We start from the raw sequence: 20,157 nt of genomic DNA on the forward strand, positions 1-20,157 counted from the left end.
TGCGCGTCTCGGCAGCAAAAGGTGAGGCGCGTCACGCTTCGCGCGGTGCCTGCGCGTGCAAAAACGGCAGCAGCAGCAGGGCGGAGATGCCCGCCGCGATGGCGATCACCGCGAAGAACCCGCTCCAGTGCCAGATGTCGATCACCCGCGCCAGCGGCCAGCCGGAGAGCGATGCGCCGAGGTAGGCAAACAGCCCGACAAAGCCCGTCGCCGCGCCTGCCGACTCTTTGTGGGAGCACTCCGCCGCCGCCATGCCGATCAGCATCTGCGGGCCAAAGACGAAAAAACCGATGGTGAAGAAGCACGCCGCCTGCATCACGTAGCTGGCGAACGGCATCAGCCACAGCGAGCCGACAGAGAGCAAAATCCCGGCAGCAAAAATCAGGTTCATCGGGCCACGGTTGCCGTTGAACAGCTTGTCCGAGCCCCAGCCCGCCACCAGCGCGCCGATAAACCCGCCCAGTTCAAACATGGTCACCGCCGAGTTGGCGGTCACCAGATCCACGCCGAGCGTCTCGGACATGTACAGGTTGCCCCAGTCGTTGATGGCCGCGCGCACCACGTAGACCAGCACGTAGCAGAGCGACAGCAGCCAGATGTAGGGGTTTTTTAGCACGTATTTGGTGAGGATCTCCTGGCGGGACAGCCCGGCCCCTTCCTGCTGCTGGGCGATCTCCATCTCGTCGTGCCGCCAGTCACCTACCGGTGGAAGGCCGACGGTTTGCGGCCTGTCGCGCAGGCGCCAGCAGAGGAACAGCCCGGCGACAATCGCGAGGCCACCGGCAATCATCATCCCCGCGCGCCAGCCGTAGTGCAGCGCCGCCGCGCCTACCACCATCGGGATCAGCGCCCCGCCGACGTTATGCGCGGTGTTCCAGATTGCCCACCAGCCACCGCGCTCGTTGCGCGAATACCAGGCGGTGAGCAGGCGGGCGCAGACCGGCGCGCCCCAGCCCTGGAAAAAGGCGTTCAGCGCCCACAGCAGGGCGAAGGCCCATAGCGACGTCGAGAAGCCAAACAGGATGTTCACCACCCCGGTGGCGATCAGCCCAACGCCCATAAAATAGCGCGCGTTGGAACGGTCGCTGACGATGCCGGAGAAGAACTTCGACAGGCCGTAGGTGATGTAAAACAGCGTCGCCAGCAGGCCGATATCGGTGCGCGCCATCACGCCGCTGGCGAGAATTTCCGGCGCGGCGGCGTTGAAGCTTTTGCGGGTGAAGTAGAACAGGGCGTAGCCGAGCCAGATGGTGATCAGGATATGGCGACGCCAGTAGCGGTAGCGGGCGTCGATTTCCGCTTTGTTGCTTAGCGGGGCGGCGCTGGCGGGGGTTTTAAACATGGTGCGTCCTTAACGGCAAACTGACGCTGACGCGCGTCCCGTGGGTGCAGGAGATCGTCAGCGTGCCGCCCAGCGCCTTCACGCGCTCGCGCATGCCCGCCAGGCCAAACCCCTGCTGGCCGGAGCCCGGCGGCAGGCCGCAGCCGTCGTCTTCAATCACCAGCATCAGGCGCTCGTCCTGCTGCCAGCCCTGGATCGTCACCGCGCTGGCGCTGGCGTGTTTGACGATGTTGTTCAGTCCTTCCTGGCAGACGCGGAAAAGGGTCACGCGCTGGCCTTCGCTCAGCGCAGGTTCGTTAATGCGCCAGTCGAGATGGCTGACAATCCCACGGCTCTCCAGCTCCATCTCGCGCATCAGAGAGCGTATCGCCTGCTCGAGCGAGAGATCGTCAAGCTGGCGCGGACGCAGCCGCCCTAACAGGCGACGAACGGAATCATAGACGCCCAGCGAAAGCTGTTCGATATGCGCCCCGCCCTGCTTCACGCCCGCGTTTTCTGCCGCCAGGCGCTGAACAATGCCCGCCTGGGTGCGGATGGCGGTGATCGTCTGGCCGATATCATCGTGCAATTCGCGAGCAACCTCCTGGCGCACGCTCTCTTCCGTCTCCAGCAGACGCTCCGCCAGACGGCGGTTGCGCGCCAGCTCGGCTTGCAGAGACTGGTTCAGCTCGCGCAGGCGCTGTATGCCCGCGCCGAGTAGCAGCCCGGTCAGGCTCTGGGCCAGCAGCGAGAGCAGCAGATCTACCGGGTGATCGTGCCAGGTCTGGCTGGCAATCAGCGCGATGGCGTTCATCAGCGTGGCGATCAATGCGCCCTGCCAGCCGTAATGCCAGGCAAGGGCGATGATCGGCAGCGCCAGACAAAACGGCGTGAAGCGTGATAATTCAGCGGGCAGACCAAGCTGCAACCACAGGCTCACCACAAACAACAGCAGATACCAGATCAGGTGCCGGGCGCGCCAGTTCACCGGCTGGGAGACCAGCGCTGGGCCGAGCGGCTGCCAGACGGTGCTGGTGAGGTAATGCCAGATCACAAGGCAGGTCGGGGCCAGCGTCAGGCCGCCGGTGAGGGTCAGCAGCAGAGCGTTGAGCACCTCCTTTTCACCCAGCCACGGCAGGGACTGCAACAGCGCGGCGGCAATCAGCGCCGCCCCCTGACGCAGCAGCGTGCGCCAGTCGCGCTGGTGACGGTAGCGGGAAATCAGGGCGACCGGGATAAGCGTGAGCAGGCTTCCGGTCATCAATAACGGCAGATGCGCCAGCGCCACTTCCTTCGCCAGCCAGATCAGCATCAGCCACTCTGCGCCCAGCAGCACCGGCCAGTAGCCGCGCGGGCATTGCAGCATCAGCCCCAGCCGCAGGCCAAAGGGGAACAGCAGCACCGCCAGCTCCGGGCGCTCGACAAGATGCAGGCTGATACTCCACAGGCAGAACCACGCGGCGGAGAAGATGAAAAAGCTGGCAACAACGGCGATCAGCCGCGAAAACAGGGAGTTCATTGCCAGCTGTCAAACATACGGCGCGCCAGCTCGACATCGTTACTGACGTTGAGTTTTTCCATCAGGTTGGCGCGATGAACGTGAACGGTCTTTGGCGACAGCCCCAGCTCTACGGCAATCTCTTTCACCGACATGCCTTGGGCAAGTTTCTCTGCCACCTGGCGCTCGCGTCTGGTGAGCGGATCCTGCCGTCCCGCCGCCAGCTTGATGGCAATGTCCGGCGTCAGGTAGCAGCCGCCGGTGGAGACGGTGCGCACGGCGGCAATCAGCTCGTCCGGGCTACAGCGTTTAGAGAGAAACCCGCGCGCCCCCGCGTTGAGCGCCTGCTCGACCAGCGCCGGGCTGTCGTGGACCGAGAGCATAATGGTCGCCATTCCTTTTGGCAGCTGGCTTAACAGCTCAAGCCCGGAGAGGTCCGGCATGGAGATATCGCAGATACAGACCTGCACCCCGCGTCCCGGCAGGCCCGCCAGCGCCTCGCGTCCTGAGCCAAACTCGGCCACGACCTGAAAATCCGGTTCGAGGTTGAGAAGCTGGGCAAAGCCAGAGCGAACGATAAGGTGGTCGTCGATAAGGGCGATGGTGGTCATGCGTGTTCCTGCGGTCTGAAATGCCGGATGGCGCTACGCTTATCCGGCCTACTAGAGCGAAAGACGCCTACCTTAAGCCATCTATTCGAAAAACACCGCAATTTTGTTAAACATGGTGGGATCGGACTGGTTGCGTGCCACTTTGGTGACGTCCTCCAGCTTGTCGATCTGCGCCATCATCTGCTCCAGACGCTGGTCGTCGTTCACCAGTAGCCAGATGCGGCTGTGCTCGCTGCCCTGAATCGGCAGGCACAGAATGCCTTCCACGTTAAACGCCCGGCGAGCGAATAGCCCGCAGACGTGGGTCATGACGCCTGGGTGGTTGCGGACGGTGAGTTCCAGAATGACGTTATCACATTGTTTCTGCATGGCTTATTCCCCCACCATCTCAGTATTGGCCGCACCCGGCGGCACCATCGGATAAACTTTTTGTTGCGCGTCGATACGCACGTGGATCAGCGCCGGGCCAGGGCGAGAAATCGCATCCTGCAACGCCGCGTGGGCATCTTCTTCGGCGTTCAGATCGCAGGTGTGCAGGCCAAAACCAGCGGCAATCTGCATGAAGTTGATCATCCCCGGATAGGTCGCCGCAAACACGCCCTGCTTATAGAACAGGCTCTGCTGCTGGTGTACCAGACCCAGCGCCTCGTTGTTCATCAGAATGATTTTAACGTCTAACTGGTTTTCGGCAGCCGTCGCCATCTCCTGAATATTCATCATCAGGCTGCCGTCACCGGAGAAGCAGATCACCTTGCGGTCCGGGTTGGCGAGCGCCGCGCCAACCGCTGCTGGCAGGCCGAAGCCCATGGTGCCAAGGCCGCCGGAGGTCAGCCACTGGCGCGGGCGGTTCAGCGGATACGCCTGGGCGGTCCACATCTGATGCTGGCCGACGTCGGTGGTGATAATCGCGCTGTCATCCACGCAGGCGGCAACGGCGTTGATAAGACCATAGTGGCTCAGCGGGTCGCCCTCGGTTGGGATAGCGCCCGGGAACTCACGTTGCAGATCGGCCACCAGCTGGCGCCAGTCGGCGCGGTCGGTTGCCTCCGTCTGCGGGATCAGCTGCGCCAGCACCTCGGCCACGTCGCCCTGGATCGCCACGTGCGGCTGCTTGATTTTACCCAGCTCGGCGCGGTCGATATCAACGTGAATGATCTTCGCATTTGGGCAGAACTGCTCGGTTTTGCCGATCGCCCGGTCATCAAAACGTGCGCCCATAACGATCAGCAAATCCGCCTCTTGCAGGATGTAGTTGGTGCTGCGTGCACCGTGCATACCCAACATGCCGAGAGAGAGCGGGTGCGCTTTTGGCAGCATACCCAGCGCCATCAGGGTCATGGTGGTGGGCAAATTAGCTTTTTCAGCGAACTGGCGGATTTCATCCGCGGCGTTGATCGCCCCGCCGCCCAGATAGAGCACCGGGCGTTTGGCGGCGTTGATCATTGCCGCCGCATCGCGCACGCTCTCAGCGCTGAATTCCGGCGCGGGGGCACGCTCACCCGGCTCCGGCAGCACGTCGATCTCAATTTCTGCGGTCTGGACATCCTTAGGAATGTCTATCCACACCGGACCCGGGCGGCCAGACTGGGCAATGCGGAACGCATCGCTGATCACCTGAGGCAGCTCGCTGATATCGCGAACTAAATAGTTATGTTTGGTGATGGGGATAGAGATGCCGTAGGTGTCCACTTCCTGGAACGCATCGGTGCCGATCATCGAGGACGGCACCTGGCCGGTAATGCAGATCAGCGGAATGGAGTCGAGGCGCGCGTCGGCGATGGCGGTCACCAGGTTGGTTGCGCCCGGCCCACTACAGGCCATACAGACCGCCGGTTTACCCTGGGTACGCGCCATGCCCTGGGCGATAAAGCCTGCGCCCTGCTCGTGGCGCGCCAGCACGTGACGGATCTGTGTGCTTTGGCTTAACGCATCATACAGCGGAAGCACGGTCCCACCCGGGATGCCCGCAACGGTGGTGATGCCCTGTCGTTCCAGTAAATGAACAATCAGCTGCGCGCCTGTAAAACGCGTCTTAGTGGATGTTGTGCCCGAACTTGCCATGCTCCAGTCCTTTTCTTCTGAGCCAGCCTTCCGGGGAGGGTCCTAAACGAAAAACCCCGCCCGGTTTGCGCCGGCGGGGTTTTGGATTCGTGTGTTGATCCAGTCCCTACGGCGCATTGCCGACGACCACCACCACACGCACGACGACCACTGCGGCAGGTTGCGCAGTTTTTAGTAGGGTCGAAGTGAAGATGGATGAAGTCATTGGGGACCTGTGTTTGGAATCATTGATTGAATTTATACAAACACAGGTTTTCGGATGTGACAATGGAAATATTTTCATCTGCGCAAAAATGCGTCAGGGATCACGTTTCAGTACGTTGCTCGCTCATTCCAGGTGTCACTATAGATGACATTGCCGTCGCAATGCTTCCAGGTGATTTTCTCGTAGCGTATGAGAACCGTTTCAAGGTGTGTTCCGGTGTTTGCGCCGGGATACAGGTCTGGTGTGATTGAGGTTATTTTCACATTCTCCAGGAAGATATTAAAATACTCCTGTTCAAAACCCGCCTCATTAATCTGATACATCTTAATAGTGGCTGACTTGAGCGTTCTTCCCGTACTCAGTGCGCGAAAGAGAAGCGGGGTTACACGATCAAATTCTTTTTGAAACATGATGGGCATGTGTATACGCGTACCCGTCAATTTCCCGGTATTCCCGTCGACCGGGATGTTGACATTATGAGTGAACGATTTAAGTTCAATTGCACCTTCACGCCCTGACACAAGGCAAGGGCCAACCATGGGAGAACCATTTTCATCTGTTAAAAACAAATAAGCTGGGTTTGACATAAAAATCCTTTTAATAACATTTAATCGTATTTATCAAAGCGGCCAAAAATCATCGGGTGAACAATAATAAACACAACGATAGCAATGAATGTTAGTAAGACCCAGTGGTCAGGTACCAACCACAGGAACAAAGAGGCGCACGCAAAAATATAAACAGGGAATAAAATATCCGTTAATAGAATTGATAACAGACTTTTAAACATGCTCCTTGCCCTTTAAGTCTTTATAAATTGCATCGAAATCCTTATAGAATCCCAACTGCACCTTCTTAATGAGTTCAGACAGGAAAGGCTCAAAAAAGTAGTAAAGCATCTCCAGTTGTGCGGCATAGAGGGTGGCGTAATACTTAGGGTCCAATGTTTTCAGGCGACGAGCAGCAAGAGCGCACTTCTGTTCCGTTCCAATCAATTGAAGCGCCATGACTACGTTAGGTACGCGGCGTGCAAGCCGTTCGACGACGATTTCAGACAGCAGGCCAGATTCGGAAAGGGATTTGGCCAGACCCCATGCTATCGCTAAACGCGCGGCCTTGCTGGTCGGTATGTTATTAACAAGCCCGGTTACTTTTGAATCCATCTTACGAACGCGATTGTGTTCATTTCCATTTTCAGAATCGGAAATAACACCTTCAAAATAAAGATATAGCATATGTGCTATTACATCGCGATAACGGTAAAGCGAGAGAATTGAGAGGTACATTCTCTTTTCTTCTGAGAGAAGCTCGTCACACACATCGTGATAGCTGGGGATTAAGCATGATGAGTACCAACTTACACGCTCAATTCCTGAGTAAATATCAGAGCCGATCCCCTGTAATGCTTTCCATGTCCCTGCTACGCCCTGCTGTCCATAAATAGCCAACTGCCTGTCGCTTTGGAACTTCATCTTTAAATAATCAGATGCCTGCATAATGTATCCATACTATGCGCGTGGTTATAGATAGTACAATGAAAAATCGAATAATTCAAATTAGGGAGGGTTAACCCCGCAAATATTTAAGAAAAATATAAATTAGATCGTTATTATTTACTGCAATTATAGTCGATACCATTATTTCACTTTCAGAAGAATATTGATGTCTGGAATGAGTTTATGTATTGAGCGACGTAAACTTGTATAAGTGGCCTAGAACCAGAACCACTGCTTATTAGAACTTATTAAATTAATCATTGAATCATACTGCATGCCAGCCGCACCCATTGCCAATAAGTCAACAAGCACCTTTTCTGGGCTGCCCTGAAAACAAAAAACCCCGCCTAAGCGAGGTTTTTATCAGGGTTTTGCGGTTGGTTGCCGCAGAACACACTGTGTTACGTCAACGCGAAAAGTATACGCGATCGAAGACGAACGCGCAATTCCGGCACGGATTTTGACGTTTTTAAGTATGGATCGCCTTCCAAATTTTGTCCATAAAATACTGTTCATACATACAGTATTTATCTATACTGAGGGTGTTCGCAGTGAGCGAGGGGGCCGCAGTTTACCGGCGCAACGAAGTCCTGGCTGAAACGGGTGGTGCCGTCAGTGCCTTAACCCCTGAAGTGAGCACACTGTGTTACGTCAATCCAGGTGCTGGCCACAGGCGGCGGAAAGGTACGCCAGCATCGTGCTCCTTTTAACCAAAAGGAGACGCGTATGAGCGTCGTGGATATGGTCATACTTGTCCTCAAACTCATTGTTGCTGTATTGCAACTGCTTGATGCTGTCCTGAAATACGTTCGGTGATTCAGGTTCAAGTCGCACCTGAGAGGGGCGGGCAACCGCCCCTCTTTAATAACGAGGGAATGCTATGTCGCGTCTGTTAATTGAGCCTGTCACGCCCGATGAACCCGGGTATATCGCCCTGAAGGCGGAGAGTATCGCGTTGAATTTCAATATGCTGCGCAGGCTGGAAGAGAACTGGCTGCGGGGTGAAAACCGCTTTAACGCGCCGGGTGAAAAACTGCTGGGGGCGTTTCTTAACGGCAGGCTGGTGGGCGTGTGCGGCCTTAATCGCGATCCGTTCAGCCAGCAGCCGCGCGCTGGACGTATTCGTCATCTCTACGTCAGCGAAAAGTGCCGTGGGCAGGGCATAGGCAAACAGCTTTTGACCGTGGTGATGGCGGATGCCAGCATCTGGTTTGATTTTCTTAATACCCATGCGCCGGAAACCGCGTACGGATTTTACCATCGGGCGGGCTTCAGGCTCGTGTCAGACGAACCCCGGGTGACGCACCGCCTTTTTTGCGCAGTGTAAGCGGCTGGCAGCATCGACAGGTGAATGTTACAGTTGGATGACATTTCGCCAACCGATACGCCATGACCATCACCGTTTTCTGCATTTTACTGTTCGCCGCACTGCTGCATGCCAGCTGGAACGCTATCGTTAAAGCCGGAACGGATAAGCTCTACTCGGCGATCGGAGTCAGCGGTTCAGCCGCGCTTATTGCCCTGATTTTTCTGCCCTTCTCTCCTCAGCCAACTGCCGCAAGCTGGCCATATTTGTTCGTCTCCTGTGCGTTACAGGTGGTGTATACGGTACTGGTGGCAAAAACTTATCAGGTCTCCGACATGAGTCAGACCTACCCCCTTATGCGCGGGACGGCCCCTCTGCTGGTGGCGCTGATCAGCGTATTGGTGCTCGGGGATCATCTCTCCTGGCTCGCCTGGTCCGGCATCGGGGTCATTTGCCTGTCGATTCTGGCGATGGCGATGAATGGCCGCATGCAGTCACGCAAGGGGATCTGGCTTGCGCTGCTGAACGCCTGTTTTATCGCCGGGTATACCCTGGTGGACGGCACCGGTGTGCGACTCTCGGACACTGCGCTGGGCTATACGCTCTGGACCTTCTTCATGAACGGCTTCTGCCTGCTGAGCTGGGCAATGGTGGCGCGGCGTCGCGAAGCGTCCAGCTACCTGCGCCTGCACTGGAAAAAAGGGCTGCTCGGCGGCGTCGGGACGATGGGATCTTACGGTCTGGCACTCTGGGCGATGACCCAGGCGCCGCTGGCTGTGGTGGCGGCGCTGCGTGAGACCTCTATTCTCTTCGGCGCCTTAATCGCATTTGTGCTTTTAAAAGAGAAGGTTGCTGGCCTGCGCATCGCGGCGGCACTGGGCATTGCTGCCGGTGCGGTCCTGCTGCGCCTGGCGTAATTCGCTGGCAACATTAGTTGCCGATCTTGTTTACAAATCCTGCCTTCACCTCTTCTGTCATTCATCACAGTAATGCTTAAATTGTCATCTCTCTGTGGTAGATTCCTCGCGCATTTATGGGAATGCGTAGTCACTTATTCTTTATTTATCTCTTTTGGCAAAAGTATTCAGCGACATGAAAAAGCAACGGAACGTGAACTTATTGTTGATGCTGGTGTTACTGGTGGCCGTCGGGCAGATGGCGCAAACCATCTACATTCCGGCGATTGCCGATATGGCAAAAGATCTGAGCGTCCGCGAAGGTGCGGTACAGAGCGTGATGGCAGCCTATCTGCTGACCTATGGCGTTTCACAGCTGGTTTATGGTCCCCTGTCCGATCGCGTCGGGCGTCGTCCGGTCATTCTGGTCGGCATGAGCATTTTCATGGTAGCGACGGTGATTGCCATTACCACGCACAGCCTGACCATACTGATTGCCGCCAGCGCCCTCCAGGGCGTGGGCACCGGCGTTGGCGGGGTTATGGCGCGTACCCTGCCGCGTGATATGTACCAGGGCACACAGCTTCGTCACGCCAACAGTCTGTTAAATATGGGCATTCTGGTCAGCCCGCTGCTGGCCCCGCTGATTGGGGGTCTGCTGGACACCGTCTGGTCCTGGCGCGCCTGTTACGCCTTCCTGCTGGTGCTGTGCATTATTGTCACCTTCAGCATGGCGCGCTGGATGCCGGAAACCCGCCCACAGGACGCGCCGCGCACGAAGCTCATCGCCAGCTACAAAACGCTGTTCGGTAATGGGTCGTTTACCTGTTATCTGTTGATGCTGATCGGCGGCCTGGCGGGCATTGCGGTGTTCGAAGCCTGCTCCGGCGTGCTGCTGGGCGCAGGCCTTGGCCTGAGCAGCATGGTGGTGAGTATTCTGTTTATTCTGCCGATCCCGGCGGCGTTCTTCGGCGCATGGTTCGCCGGACGTCCAAACAAGCGTTTCTCCACGCTGATGTGGCAGTCGGTGATTAGCTGTCTGCTGGCCGGGCTGATGATGTGGATCCCGGGGCTGTTTGACGTGATGTCGGTCTGGACGTTGCTCATCCCGGCAGCGCTGTTCTTCTTCGGCGCGGGCATGCTGTTTCCCCTCGCCACCAGCGGCGCGATGGAGCCGTTCCCGTTCCTCGCAGGCACGGCAGGCGCGCTGGTGGGCGGTTTGCAGAACATCGGTTCCGGCGCGCTGGCCTGGCTTTCGGCTATGATGCCGCAGACCGGGCAGGCGAGTTTAGGCTTACTGATGACCCTGATGGGGCTGCTGATTTTGCTGTGCTGGCTGCCGCTGGCGTCGCGTGCCTCGCATCACGAACAGCCGGTTTAACCGCATGATGGCCCGGCTTCTCGCCGGGCTTTTCACAGACGGGCGCAATCATCGCCTGCAATAGCCGCTCTGGGGCAGGCCGCCACGCCCCCTCTTCCCCGTCATAAAACTGAACATCGGCGTTTATCGCATACGGGATGTTGGCCTGTTGCAGCTCGCACGCCATAAACGTGGCAAACGCCATCTGCGAGGCGGTTGGCGTCAGGCTTTTCGATTCGCCCACGCCCCAGCCGCCAACCCAGCTCACATGCCCGGTTTTTTGCTGCCAGTGCAGCGCGGCGTTGATTCGGTTACGGATAGCCGCTTTCTCAGCCGCGGTTCCGGACGTCCACGGGTATTTGCCGTTCGTTTTCAGCGGACCCCAGGGGAAAATATGCCACTCCGCCAGCAGGTAATTCTGGCTGTGCGCGGGCAGCTTCAGGCTGGATAAATCCTCCGGCGCGGCGCGCAGACGAGGGGCGATAAAAATCATGCGGCTGGCATCAATGGCGTGAATGTCTTTGATCGCTTTCTCATACACCCGGTTGAGCGAAGCAAGGTTGTGGTTGAGCTTGTCCGCCGGTTCGTAGATCAGGTCAAAGCCCAGCAACGGCGAGCGCTGACCAAAATAGTGCGCCACGGCAATCCACCAGTTGATCACCTCTTTTTCGGTATCCGCTTTCGGGTCGTTTTTATATTCATCGGCCTGATAAGCGATGATGGGGATGACGCCGTATTGCTCGCAGGCCTCCACCAGCTTACGCAGGTGAATCAGCCGCGCTTCCGTCGGTTCGCCCGCCACCCGAATACGGACATGACGTATGCCTTTTGCCTGGAAATCACGGACCACCAGCGGGTCAAATTCGCGGATACCGCGCTCGGTGCGGGCCCAGTCGACATCCATTCCGACGCCCAGCATCTGCGCGTAACGGGCAGCCGTCAGCGGCGGCTCAGCGGCACAGGCCCAGCCGGAAGCGATCGCTAACACGGTGACAATCAACGGCTTTAACACGATGCCCCTTGCAAATAATCAAATGCTTTACTCTGTATTTAGCATGCTTTTTCACAATTGGTGTAGAGTCAGAACGAACTAAATTCTGAGACAGATTATGAAAACGACTGACCTGACCAGCCTCATTGACCGGTTTCCGCTGCTGGCGGATTTGATTGCCCTGAAAGCGATCACCTGGCTTAACCCGCGCACCACGACGCTGGCGGAAGGGTTGCCGTATGTCGGGCTGACCAAAGCCGACGTTGACGACGCGCATGCGCGCCTGAAACGCTTCGCGCCGTATCTGGCGAAAGCCTTCCCGGAAACGGCGGCGACGGGCGGGATTATCGAATCCGACCTGGTCGCGATTCCGGCGATGCAAAAGCGGCTGGAGAAAGAGTCCGGCAAGGCCATTCCAGGCACGCTGCTGCTGAAAAAAGACAGCCATCTGCCGATTTCCGGCTCGATCAAAGCGCGCGGCGGCATCTATGAGGTGCTGACCCATGCGGAGAAACTGGCGCTAGAAGCCGGGTTGCTGAGCGTTGAAGACGACTACAGCGTTCTGCTGGAGCCGCGCTTTAAGGACTTCTTCAGCCAGTACAGCATCGCGGTGGGCTCAACCGGCAACCTGGGGATGTCCATCGGCATTATGAGCGCACGCATTGGCTTTAAGGTCACGGTGCATATGTCCGCCGACGCCCGCGAGTGGAAGAAAGCCAAACTGCGCAGCCACGGCGTCATCGTCGTGGAATATGAGCAGGATTATGGCGTGGCGGTGGAGCAAGGGCGCAAAGCGGCGGAAAGCGATCCGAACTGCTTCTTTATTGACGATGAGAACTCCCGCACGCTGTTCCTGGGCTATGCGGTTGCAGGTGAACGCCTGAAAGCGCAGTTTGCCGCGCAGGGCCGCGTGGTGGATGCCGATCATCCCCTGTATGTCTTCCTGCCGTGCGGCGTCGGCGGTGGCCCCGGCGGCGTGGCGTTTGGCCTGAAGCTGGCCTTTGGCGATAACGTCCACTGCTTCTTCGCGGAGCCCACGCACTCGCCGTGTATGCTGCTGGGTGTCTACACCGGGCTGCACGATGAAATCGCCGTGCAGGATCTGGGTATCGACAACGTGACGGCGGCAGACGGTCTGGCGGTAGGTCGCGCGTCCGGCTTCGTAGGCCGCGCGATGGAGCGTCTGCTTGACGGGTTCTATACGTTGTCCGACCAGAGCATGTACGACCTGCTCGGCTGGCTGGCGCAGGAGGAAGGGATTCGCCTGGAGCCGTCGGCGCTGGCGGGGATGGCCGGGCCGCTGCGCGTTCATTCGGATACCAACGTTACCCACCTGGTGTGGGCAACCGGCGGCGGGATGGTGCCGGAAGACGAGATGGCGAAATATTTAGCGAAAGGGAAGTAATTATGCCGGGTGGCGGCTACGCCTTACCCGGCCTACAGGTGCAAAATTTGTTGAATGTGGGTTACCGCAAACAGCAGCGACAGCGACAGCACGGCCAACGCAATCAGGAACTTATCCCGCACCGCTTTCGGCTGCGCAAAGTCGTTCTGCGACACGTCCATCAGGTTACGGCTGCGGGTGTAGCGCCATAAAATGATAGCTACCAGCGCCAGCACAACAATGGAGATCCAGAATGGCGCCCCCGTGCGGTGCCAGTTGTGCTTAATGGCAAGAGCGATCAGCGCGCCATACCCCAGCAGCGTGCGCAGCCAGGCCAGCGAGGTTCGCTCCGGCTGAAGGCCGGGGTCCGCTTCCCGCCGCGCTTTGCGGCTATCCGGCATACAGCACCAGTAGCATCACTACGCCCGCAACCATCAGCAAAATCGTACTGATAATGAGCAAGCCGCGCGTATAGGGGAGATCCTGCTTCAGACGCATCGCCTTTTCATTTCTCAGCCAGCGCAGATAGCCATAAATCGCCAGCACGCCGGCAATCAGGCACAGCAGCAGGGCCAGCACTTCGCGAATCAACGGGGTGGCAAAATCGGGGGCGAGCTGATCAAGGCCGACGCCTGCGGCCAGAAAGCCCAGGGCGGTGCGGATCCACGCTAAGAACGTGCGTTCGTTAGCCAGTGAGAAGCGGTAGTCCGGCGCTTCACCGAGGCGGGAAATGTTCATCAAGATTCCTTGTCGTGCAGCATGCAGGCTTCAGCATAGCGTAATTCAGCCAGGACAAGGAGACCGGCATCAGGCGATGCCGGTCAGAAAGATTAGTGCAGCTCTGGCCAGTAATCCTTATTCGCTTCAATCAGATCGTCCAGAATCGCCTTCGCCACCGATGCGCTCGGTACGGTTTTCGACAGGGTAATCGCCTGCCAGAGTTTCTGATACGAGCGCTGCTCCCAGGCGTCCACCACCAGTTTTTCCACCGCCACCTGCTGGCTCATGAGCCCTTTCTGGAAGTGCGGAATATCACCCACGGTCAGCGGCTCCGGTCCGTTGTGGCCGACCAGACAAGGGATTTCTACCATCGCGTCAGCGTCAAAGTTATGGATAGCCCCATTGTTAGGCACAATCAGCAGCATGCGTTCCTGGGTGTTAAAGGCAATCGCGGTCGCCAGATCGACGATGTACGACGCATGTTCGTCGATTTCCAGTTCACCGGCAGAAGAATGACCGGCTTCGATAATCGCCCGGCATGAACTGAATACATGCTTCTCACGGTGATCCATCACTTCATTGGCGCGGGTACGCTCCGGGTTGGAATGGGCGACCACATAGTCCGGGAACAGGTAATATTTCAGGTAGGTGTTCGGCATGGTGTCCGGATCCAGCGCCTGTACGTCTTTGGCCTTGGCGAAGGTATCGTTCCAGCTCGCTTCAGTATGCGCATCTTCCGAAGGCGGCACATAGCCGTTTTTCGCTACGTATTCGCGCAGTTTTGGCATCAGATCGTTGCCGTTCAGATCTTCAATCGACGTCCACCAGCCGAAGTGGTTCAGACCGTAGTAGCGCACGCGCATCTCTTTGCGGTCTTTCAGGCCGACAATCTGCGCCATACGCCCTTCAATGCCGATCGGCATGTCGCAGATGTTGAGAATTTTCGCGTTCGGACGCAGGCGGCGCGTGGCTTCCGCGACAATCGCCGCCGGGTTGGAGTAGTTCAGCATCCACGCGTTCGGGGAGTACTGCTCCATGTAATCCACCAGCTCCAGCACGCCGCCGATGGAGCGCATGCCGTAGGAGATGCCGCCCGGCCCGCACGTTTCCTGGCCCAGCACGCCGTGACGCAGCGGGATTTTTTCATCTTTTTCACGCATCGGGTATTTGCCCACGCGAATATGCGCCATCACGAAATCCACATCGGTAAACGCCGCTTTCGGATCGGTGGTGTAACTAAATTCAATCTCCGGCGCCTGCTCCTTGAGGATGATTTTGCACGCCTCGGCGATGATCTCCTGACGTGCTCCGTCATTGTCATAGAACTTCAGCGCACGCAGCGGGAAACGGTCACGGTTGGCTAACAGCATCAGGACGATACCAGGCGTGAATGTACTGCCGCCGCCTGCAATAACAACTGAGAATTTTTTCATGATATAGCCTCTGTCAGAGTGGTTTGTTCGTTTGTTAAAGGGGTTTTCATCAGCGATTCCAGCTGGTCGCGCACCTGAGGAACGTGCAGACCGACAATCACCTGTATGCCGTTGCCGCGCCGCACTACACCGTGTGCGCCCAGGGCTTTGAAGACGTCGTCGCTTTGGGTTTTCGTCATATCCACCAGGGCGATACGCAAGCGGGTGGCGCAGTTATTGATACTTTCGATGTTTGCTGCGCCGCCGAGCGCCTGTAAGAACCCAGCGGCCTGCCCGACCTTCTGGCTGGCTGCCGCCGGGGCAGTGGTTTGCCCGCGCGCGGCCTTATAGTCGGCTTTGTTGTAGAGTTTGATTTCGCTCTCTTCCCGACCCGGCGTTTTGAGATTCAGACGTTCGATAAGCGTCCTGAAGACCACGAAGTAGATCCCTGTGAAGCAGAGGCCGATGCCAATCTGGGTGAATACCGTCGAGGCGTGGTTATGGAACATCGGGATCCAGTTTTGCGGCAGGAACTGGTCCAGCAGACCGCCCCCCATGTTCCCCACCACCCCGAAGGTATACATCACCGTCGCCATCGTTGCGGCCAGCACGGCGTGGATGGCAAACAGCAACGGCGAGATAAACAGGAAGGTGAACTCCAGCGGTTCGGTAATGCCCACCAGCACGGCGGTAAGCGTGGCCGGGATCAGCAGACCTGCCACTTTGACGCGGTTCTCCGGCGACGCGGTATACCAGATAGCCAGCGCAATACCGACTGAGCCAAACACCTTAGAGTTGCCGTGCAGCGCGAATCCGCCCTCCGGGAACAACGTTTTCAGCGGCACAGTGCTCTGGCTGAACTCCTGAAGGTGCTGTGCCCAGTAGACCTGAATGCCACCTTCTACCGCAGCCGGGCCAAAGATAAACGGACCGTAGACAAAGTGGTGTAATCCGGTTGGGATCAGAATGCGTTCCAGGAAGGTATAAACCCATACGCCCAGCGCGCCAGCGGTACGGAGAAAGGCCTGCAACGACTCAATGCCCATCTGCACTTTCGGCCACCCCAGCAGCGTCAGCCAGGCGCAGGGGATCATGACGAAGAACGCGAGGATAACGACAAACGAGGTGCCCTGGAAAATCCCCAGAAAGACCGGCAACGGCTTGTCGAAAAATCGGTTGTGGATGGCGGTGACGAGCCCGGAAATGATAATCGCCCCGATGATGCTGGTATCAAGCGTTTTGATTCCGGCAATCATCGCCAGCCCGCTGCCGGCAGTGGGTTCAGCAGAGAAGTCGACGCCAAAGAAGTGACCCCAGGTCATCCCCATCGTGTTGATAAAGTAGTTCCAGGTCAGGAAGCTAATCAGCACCGCCAGACAGGCGCGGCCCTGCGCCTGCTTTGCCAGGCCAATCGGTAAGCCGACAGCAAAAATCAGCGGCATATTACGGAACACCGCCCAGCCGCCCTCTTCAATGATGTGAACAATTTGCGCGAACAGATTATCTGGCGCGGTTAAGGCCTCACCGACAAACAGCGGGTTGCGAAGCATGATGGCGATCCCAACCACGATCCCGGCAAAGGGAAACAGCAAAACCGGGGTGAACATGGCGCCGCCAAAGCGTTGTATTTGACTGAGCATTTTTAAATCCTCATGAAACAACCTGTAGGGGATAGAGGCCTTTATGGTTTTTTACTGGCCTGAGGTGAGCATAAGAACTTACTGATGCGGCAACATGGTATGCCGCTGCGATTCGTGATCGCATTCATGGTTTTAATTTGACCAATCAGGTCTACTTTTTAAACTAAACATGGACAAGTTAAGACGTATTCCACGCCATGATGTGCGCAGAGAGGTCTACTGGTGATCTACAAATCAATTGCCGATCGGCTACGGCTGCGGCTGAATTCCTCGGACTACAACATTGGCAGTCCGTTACCCGGAGAAAAAGCGCTGGCAAAAGAGTTTGGCGTAGCCCGGATGACCATCCGCAAGGCGCTGGATCTGCTGGTAAGCTGGGGGCTGGTTGAACGTCGACACGGCAGCGGGACGTTCGTGGCGCGCAAAGACGTTCATCATGAAACGACTAACCTGACCGGGCTGGTGGAGGTATTGCGCCAGCAGGGGAAAGAAGTGCAGAGCAAGGTGTTGCAGTTTGAAGTGATGCCCGCGCCGCCCGCCATCGCCAGCCAGCTGCGGATTCAGGTTGATGAGCGGATCTATTTTTCAAGGCGGGTGCGTTACGTTGACGGAAAACCGCTGATGCTGGAGGACAGCTTTATGCCGGTGAAGCTGTTCCGCAATCTTTCCCTGGCGCATCTCGAAGGGTCTAAGTTTGATTACATCGAGAAGGAATGCGGGATCACCATCAGCGGCAACTACGAGAGCCTGACGCCGGTGCTGGCAGATAAACAGCTGGCCGGTTATATGAATGTGCCGGAACAGACGCCGCTGCTGCGCATCACCTCCCTTTCCTACAGCGACAGCGGCGAGTTCCTCAATTATTCCGTGATGTTCCGGAACACCAGCGATTACCAGGTGGACTACCATTTGCGGCGTATCCACCCGGAAGACTTATTAGCCCATCCCCCAGAACAGCACCGCCAGTAGCTGCGGGGTGATAATGCGAAGAAACATCACCAGCGGATAAACCGTGGCGTAGGACAACGCCGCCGCGCCGCTGGTGGCGTGCAGGTTATTGGCGAACGCCAGCGCGGGCGGATCGGTCATGGAGCCAGCCAGCATGCCGCACAGCGTGAGATAGTTCATTTTAGCGAAGATACGCGCCAGTAATCCGACCGTTATCAGTGGGATAGCGGTAATAAATATGCCGTATCCTACCCAGCTCATCCCTTCGCCGTTCACCAGGGTATCGACAAAATCGCCGCCGGATTTCAGCCCCACCACCGCCAGAAACAGCACGATGCCCAACTCCCGCAGCGCCAGGTTAGCGCTCGGCGGCATAAACCAGTAGAGCTTGCCGACAGAGCCGATACGCCCGAGGATCAGCGCCATAATGAGCGGCCCGCCTGCCAGACCCAGCTTCAGTGCCACCGGGAAGCCGGGCACGTACAGGGGGATGGAGCCAAGCATGACGCCAAGCCCGACGCCGATAAAGACCGGCAGCATCTGCACCTGCTGGAGTTTTTGCTGTGCGTTGCCCACCATGTCCGCTACGGCATCAATGGATGAGGGACGCCCGACGAGGTTGAGAATATCACCGAATTGCAGGCTGGCATCCTGGCTGGCCACCAGCTCGACACCGGCGCGGTTAAGCCGGGAGATCACCACGTCATAACGCTCTTTAACCTGCAAATCGCGTATTTTCTTGCCCAAAACCTTCTCATTGGTCACTACCACGCGCTCCACGCGCATGTCCGTTCCACGGGTTGAGAGTGATGTATCCACCTCCTGACCAATCACCAGCCGGGCATTGTTTAAATCCGCCGGTTGCCCTACCAGATGCAGGAGATCGCCGTGCTGAATAAGGGTGTCAGGTGAAGGCACCATCAGCGTTTCATCACGTTTCAGGCGGGAACAGATAATGGTCGCGCTGTTCAGAATGGGAACATCCTGAATCGCCATATTGTTCAGGTTGGGGTTTTCGACGCGAATGTTGATGGTTTTAATGAGCGCATGGCCGTTGGTCAGCGTGCTTTCATGCTCTTTTGCCTCCTGCTCGACGTTAACGCGGAACAGCACGCGCACCAGCCACATCGAGAGCAAAATACCGCAAATGCCAAACGGATAGGCCATGGCGTAGCTCATCCCCATCTGATCGACGACATCAGCAGGGATACCCAGATCGCGCAGAATTTGCTGGCCCGCCCCGAGCGCGGGCGTATTCGTGACGGCGCCGGAGAAGATGCCCAGCACAACGGGCAGCGGAATCGCGAAGAGTTTATGCAGAATGGCGGTAACCAGCCCACCCATCACGACGATGCCGAAGGCAAAGAGATTAAGGCGTAAACCGGAGACGCGCAGGGAAGCGAAGAAGCCCGGCCCCACCTGAATACCGATGGTATACACAAAGAGGATCAGGCCGAACTCCTGGATGAAATGCAGCATATCGGCGCTGAGTACCCACCCAAGCTGGTCGGCAAAATGGCCGACAAAAATCCCGCCGAACAGCACCCCGCCGATGCCAAATCCGACGCCGCGGATTTTGATATTCCCCAGCCATAGCCCCACTACCGCGACAAGGGCCAACACGCTAACGGTTAACGCGATATCACTCATGATCCACATCCTGTGTATAACCATAGTTATGCTAAGGATTCTCTCAGAGCTGACGGCGGTTGTATGGGCGATGGCGCACAAAAAAGCCCTGCCGGGGCAGGGCTTCATGGCATCTGTGAGCGAGTCGGGTGGCGGCTGAGCCTTACCCGACCTACAGGATCGGCAGGTTTGCCTCGCGGCAAAAACGTGGTTTAGCTGTTCAACGCCGGGCGTTCGCTAATGGCGATGCGCTGAGGCGCAATGGCTTCCGGCACGTTACGGGTGAGGTCAATGTTCAGCAGCCCGTTAGTGAACGTCGCGCCAGAAACTTCCATATGGTCTGCCAGAGTAAAGCTCAGGCTAAACGGCTGAGTGACAAGCCCCTGATGCAGCCATTTGGTCTCGGTGTCTGGTTTTTCCGGTGACCCTTTCACGGTCAGGCGCGTACCCTCAAGCTGGATGTCGAGATCATCCTGGCGGAATCCGGCCAGCGCAAGCGTGATGCGGTAGTGGTTATCATCGCTTTTTTCGATGTTGTACGGCGGAAAGGTCTGCTGTTCGGTTGCGCTTTGCAGCGCGTTAGCCAGTTTGTCAAAACCGATCCACTGACGCAGCAGGGGAGAAAAATCATAGTTACGCATACTAAATCTCCTTCTGAGAAGCGAGTTCGGCACAGTTT

At 57.4% G+C, this 20,157-nt stretch carries 20 protein-coding genes and 1 pseudogene; 6 read left to right on the plus strand and 15 right to left on the minus strand.

The annotated features are described in order from the left end of the window. Nucleotides 1–31 precede the first annotated feature (31 nt). The 8 genes from ACNQ0W_RS08070 to ACNQ0W_RS08105 all read right to left on the minus strand — a co-directional run bounded on the left by ACNQ0W_RS08070 (nt 32) and on the right by ACNQ0W_RS08105 (nt 7,192). Nucleotides 32–1,342 (minus strand): MFS transporter, encoded by a 1,311-nt coding sequence (locus ACNQ0W_RS08070; protein WP_062933080.1) that lies wholly within the window; start codon nt 1,340–1,342, stop codon nt 32–34. Then, nucleotides 1,335–2,840, minus strand: a complete 1,506-nt coding sequence (uhpB, locus tag ACNQ0W_RS08075) for a signal transduction histidine-protein kinase/phosphatase UhpB (protein ID WP_062933079.1) — start codon at nt 2,838–2,840, stop codon at nt 1,335–1,337. Before uhpB ends, ACNQ0W_RS08070 begins: the two co-directional genes overlap by 8 nt. Beyond that, complete coding sequence (gene uhpA / locus ACNQ0W_RS08080) at nt 2,837–3,430, minus strand: transcriptional regulator UhpA (protein WP_003861054.1); 594 nt, start codon at nt 3,428–3,430, stop codon at nt 2,837–2,839. The genes uhpB and uhpA overlap by 4 nt, the downstream gene beginning before the upstream one ends. A gap of 81 nt (nt 3,431–3,511) precedes the next feature. Next, on the minus strand, nt 3,512–3,799 hold the full coding sequence (ilvN, locus tag ACNQ0W_RS08085) for an acetolactate synthase small subunit (RefSeq protein ID WP_015570113.1): 288 nt from the start codon (nt 3,797–3,799) through the stop codon (nt 3,512–3,514). 3 nt (nt 3,800–3,802) lie between these two features. Then, nucleotides 3,803–5,491, minus strand: a complete 1,689-nt coding sequence (gene ilvB / locus ACNQ0W_RS08090; RefSeq protein WP_062933078.1) for an acetolactate synthase large subunit — start codon at nt 5,489–5,491, stop codon at nt 3,803–3,805. Nucleotides 5,492–5,597: 106 nt separating this feature from the next. Next, nucleotides 5,598–5,696: an ilvB operon leader peptide IvbL gene (ivbL, locus tag ACNQ0W_RS08095; protein WP_057979964.1), complete on the minus strand. Its 99-nt coding sequence runs from the start codon at nt 5,694–5,696 to the stop codon at nt 5,598–5,600. Nucleotides 5,697–5,803: 107 nt separating this feature from the next. Beyond that, nucleotides 5,804–6,283 carry an Hcp family type VI secretion system effector gene (locus ACNQ0W_RS08100; protein WP_062933077.1) on the minus strand — a complete coding sequence of 160 codons (480 nt, stop codon included), beginning with the start codon at nt 6,281–6,283 and terminating at the stop codon, nt 5,804–5,806. A 195-nt stretch (nt 6,284–6,478) separates the two neighbouring features. After that, nucleotides 6,479–7,192: a hypothetical protein gene (locus tag ACNQ0W_RS08105; RefSeq protein ID WP_062933076.1), complete on the minus strand. Its 714-nt coding sequence runs from the start codon at nt 7,190–7,192 to the stop codon at nt 6,479–6,481. Nucleotides 7,193–7,918: 726 nt separating this feature from the next. Here ACNQ0W_RS08105 and tisB point away from each other — a divergent pair. From tisB to emrD, 4 genes are all read left to right on the plus strand, one after another. Beyond that, nucleotides 7,919–8,008 (plus strand): type I toxin-antitoxin system toxin TisB, encoded by a 90-nt coding sequence (tisB, locus tag ACNQ0W_RS08110; RefSeq protein ID WP_017383683.1) that lies wholly within the window; start codon nt 7,919–7,921, stop codon nt 8,006–8,008. A gap of 64 nt (nt 8,009–8,072) precedes the next feature. Then, nucleotides 8,073–8,519, plus strand: coding sequence for a GNAT family N-acetyltransferase (locus tag ACNQ0W_RS08115; protein ID WP_033487022.1), 447 nt, complete (start codon nt 8,073–8,075; stop codon nt 8,517–8,519). Nucleotides 8,520–8,581: 62 nt separating this feature from the next. Next, nucleotides 8,582–9,415 (plus strand): DMT family transporter, encoded by an 834-nt coding sequence (locus ACNQ0W_RS08120; RefSeq protein WP_062933075.1) that lies wholly within the window; start codon nt 8,582–8,584, stop codon nt 9,413–9,415. A gap of 175 nt (nt 9,416–9,590) precedes the next feature. Beyond that, nucleotides 9,591–10,775: a multidrug efflux MFS transporter EmrD gene (emrD, locus tag ACNQ0W_RS08125; RefSeq protein ID WP_062933157.1), complete on the plus strand. Its 1,185-nt coding sequence runs from the start codon at nt 9,591–9,593 to the stop codon at nt 10,773–10,775. On the opposite strand, the pseudogene ACNQ0W_RS08130 reads toward emrD, so the two are convergent. Then, nucleotides 10,681–11,766, minus strand: a pseudogene (locus ACNQ0W_RS08130) (cellulase family glycosylhydrolase); the annotation flags it as partial. The gene emrD and the pseudogene ACNQ0W_RS08130 overlap by 95 nt on opposite strands. Before the next feature lie 97 nt (nt 11,767–11,863). On the opposite strand from ACNQ0W_RS08130, the gene dsdA reads away from it, so the two are divergent. Further along, nucleotides 11,864–13,150 carry a D-serine ammonia-lyase gene (gene dsdA / locus ACNQ0W_RS08135; protein ID WP_062933074.1) on the plus strand — a complete coding sequence of 429 codons (1,287 nt, stop codon included), beginning with the start codon at nt 11,864–11,866 and terminating at the stop codon, nt 13,148–13,150. A 32-nt stretch (nt 13,151–13,182) separates the two neighbouring features. On the opposite strand, the gene ACNQ0W_RS08140 is transcribed toward dsdA, so the two are convergent. From ACNQ0W_RS08140 to ACNQ0W_RS08155, 4 genes are all read right to left on the minus strand, one after another. Further along, complete coding sequence (locus tag ACNQ0W_RS08140; RefSeq protein ID WP_022650092.1) at nt 13,183–13,530, minus strand: DUF202 domain-containing protein; 348 nt, start codon at nt 13,528–13,530, stop codon at nt 13,183–13,185. Continuing rightward, a complete protein-coding gene (locus ACNQ0W_RS08145) occupies nt 13,520–13,867 on the minus strand; it encodes a YidH family protein (RefSeq protein WP_003861080.1) in 348 nt (115 codons plus the stop codon). Before ACNQ0W_RS08145 ends, ACNQ0W_RS08140 begins: the two co-directional genes overlap by 11 nt. A gap of 92 nt (nt 13,868–13,959) precedes the next feature. Beyond that, a complete protein-coding gene (locus ACNQ0W_RS08150; protein WP_006808790.1) occupies nt 13,960–15,282 on the minus strand; it encodes a 6-phospho-alpha-glucosidase in 1,323 nt (440 codons plus the stop codon). Further along, nucleotides 15,279–16,901 (minus strand): alpha-glucoside-specific PTS transporter subunit IIBC, encoded by a 1,623-nt coding sequence (locus ACNQ0W_RS08155; protein ID WP_062933073.1) that lies wholly within the window; start codon nt 16,899–16,901, stop codon nt 15,279–15,281. The genes ACNQ0W_RS08150 and ACNQ0W_RS08155 overlap by 4 nt, the downstream gene beginning before the upstream one ends. A gap of 222 nt (nt 16,902–17,123) precedes the next feature. Here ACNQ0W_RS08155 and ACNQ0W_RS08160 point away from each other — a divergent pair, with 222 nt between their 5' ends. Continuing rightward, a complete protein-coding gene (locus ACNQ0W_RS08160) occupies nt 17,124–17,870 on the plus strand; it encodes a GntR family transcriptional regulator (protein WP_017383690.1) in 747 nt (248 codons plus the stop codon). Here the strand turns inward: ACNQ0W_RS08160 and ACNQ0W_RS08165 are convergent. Beyond that, nucleotides 17,838–19,499: a putative transporter gene (locus ACNQ0W_RS08165; protein WP_032103318.1), complete on the minus strand. Its 1,662-nt coding sequence runs from the start codon at nt 19,497–19,499 to the stop codon at nt 17,838–17,840. The genes ACNQ0W_RS08160 and ACNQ0W_RS08165 overlap by 33 nt on opposite strands. A gap of 191 nt (nt 19,500–19,690) precedes the next feature. After that, nucleotides 19,691–20,119 carry a small heat shock chaperone IbpB gene (gene ibpB / locus ACNQ0W_RS08170; RefSeq protein WP_062933072.1) on the minus strand — a complete coding sequence of 143 codons (429 nt, stop codon included), beginning with the start codon at nt 20,117–20,119 and terminating at the stop codon, nt 19,691–19,693. Nucleotides 20,120–20,157 lie beyond the last annotated feature (38 nt).

Origin of the sequence: Enterobacter cloacae complex sp. 6730903, assembly GCF_048283985.1 — a bacterium.
Taxonomy (GTDB): Bacteria; Pseudomonadota; Gammaproteobacteria; order Enterobacterales; family Enterobacteriaceae; genus Enterobacter; species Enterobacter hormaechei_C.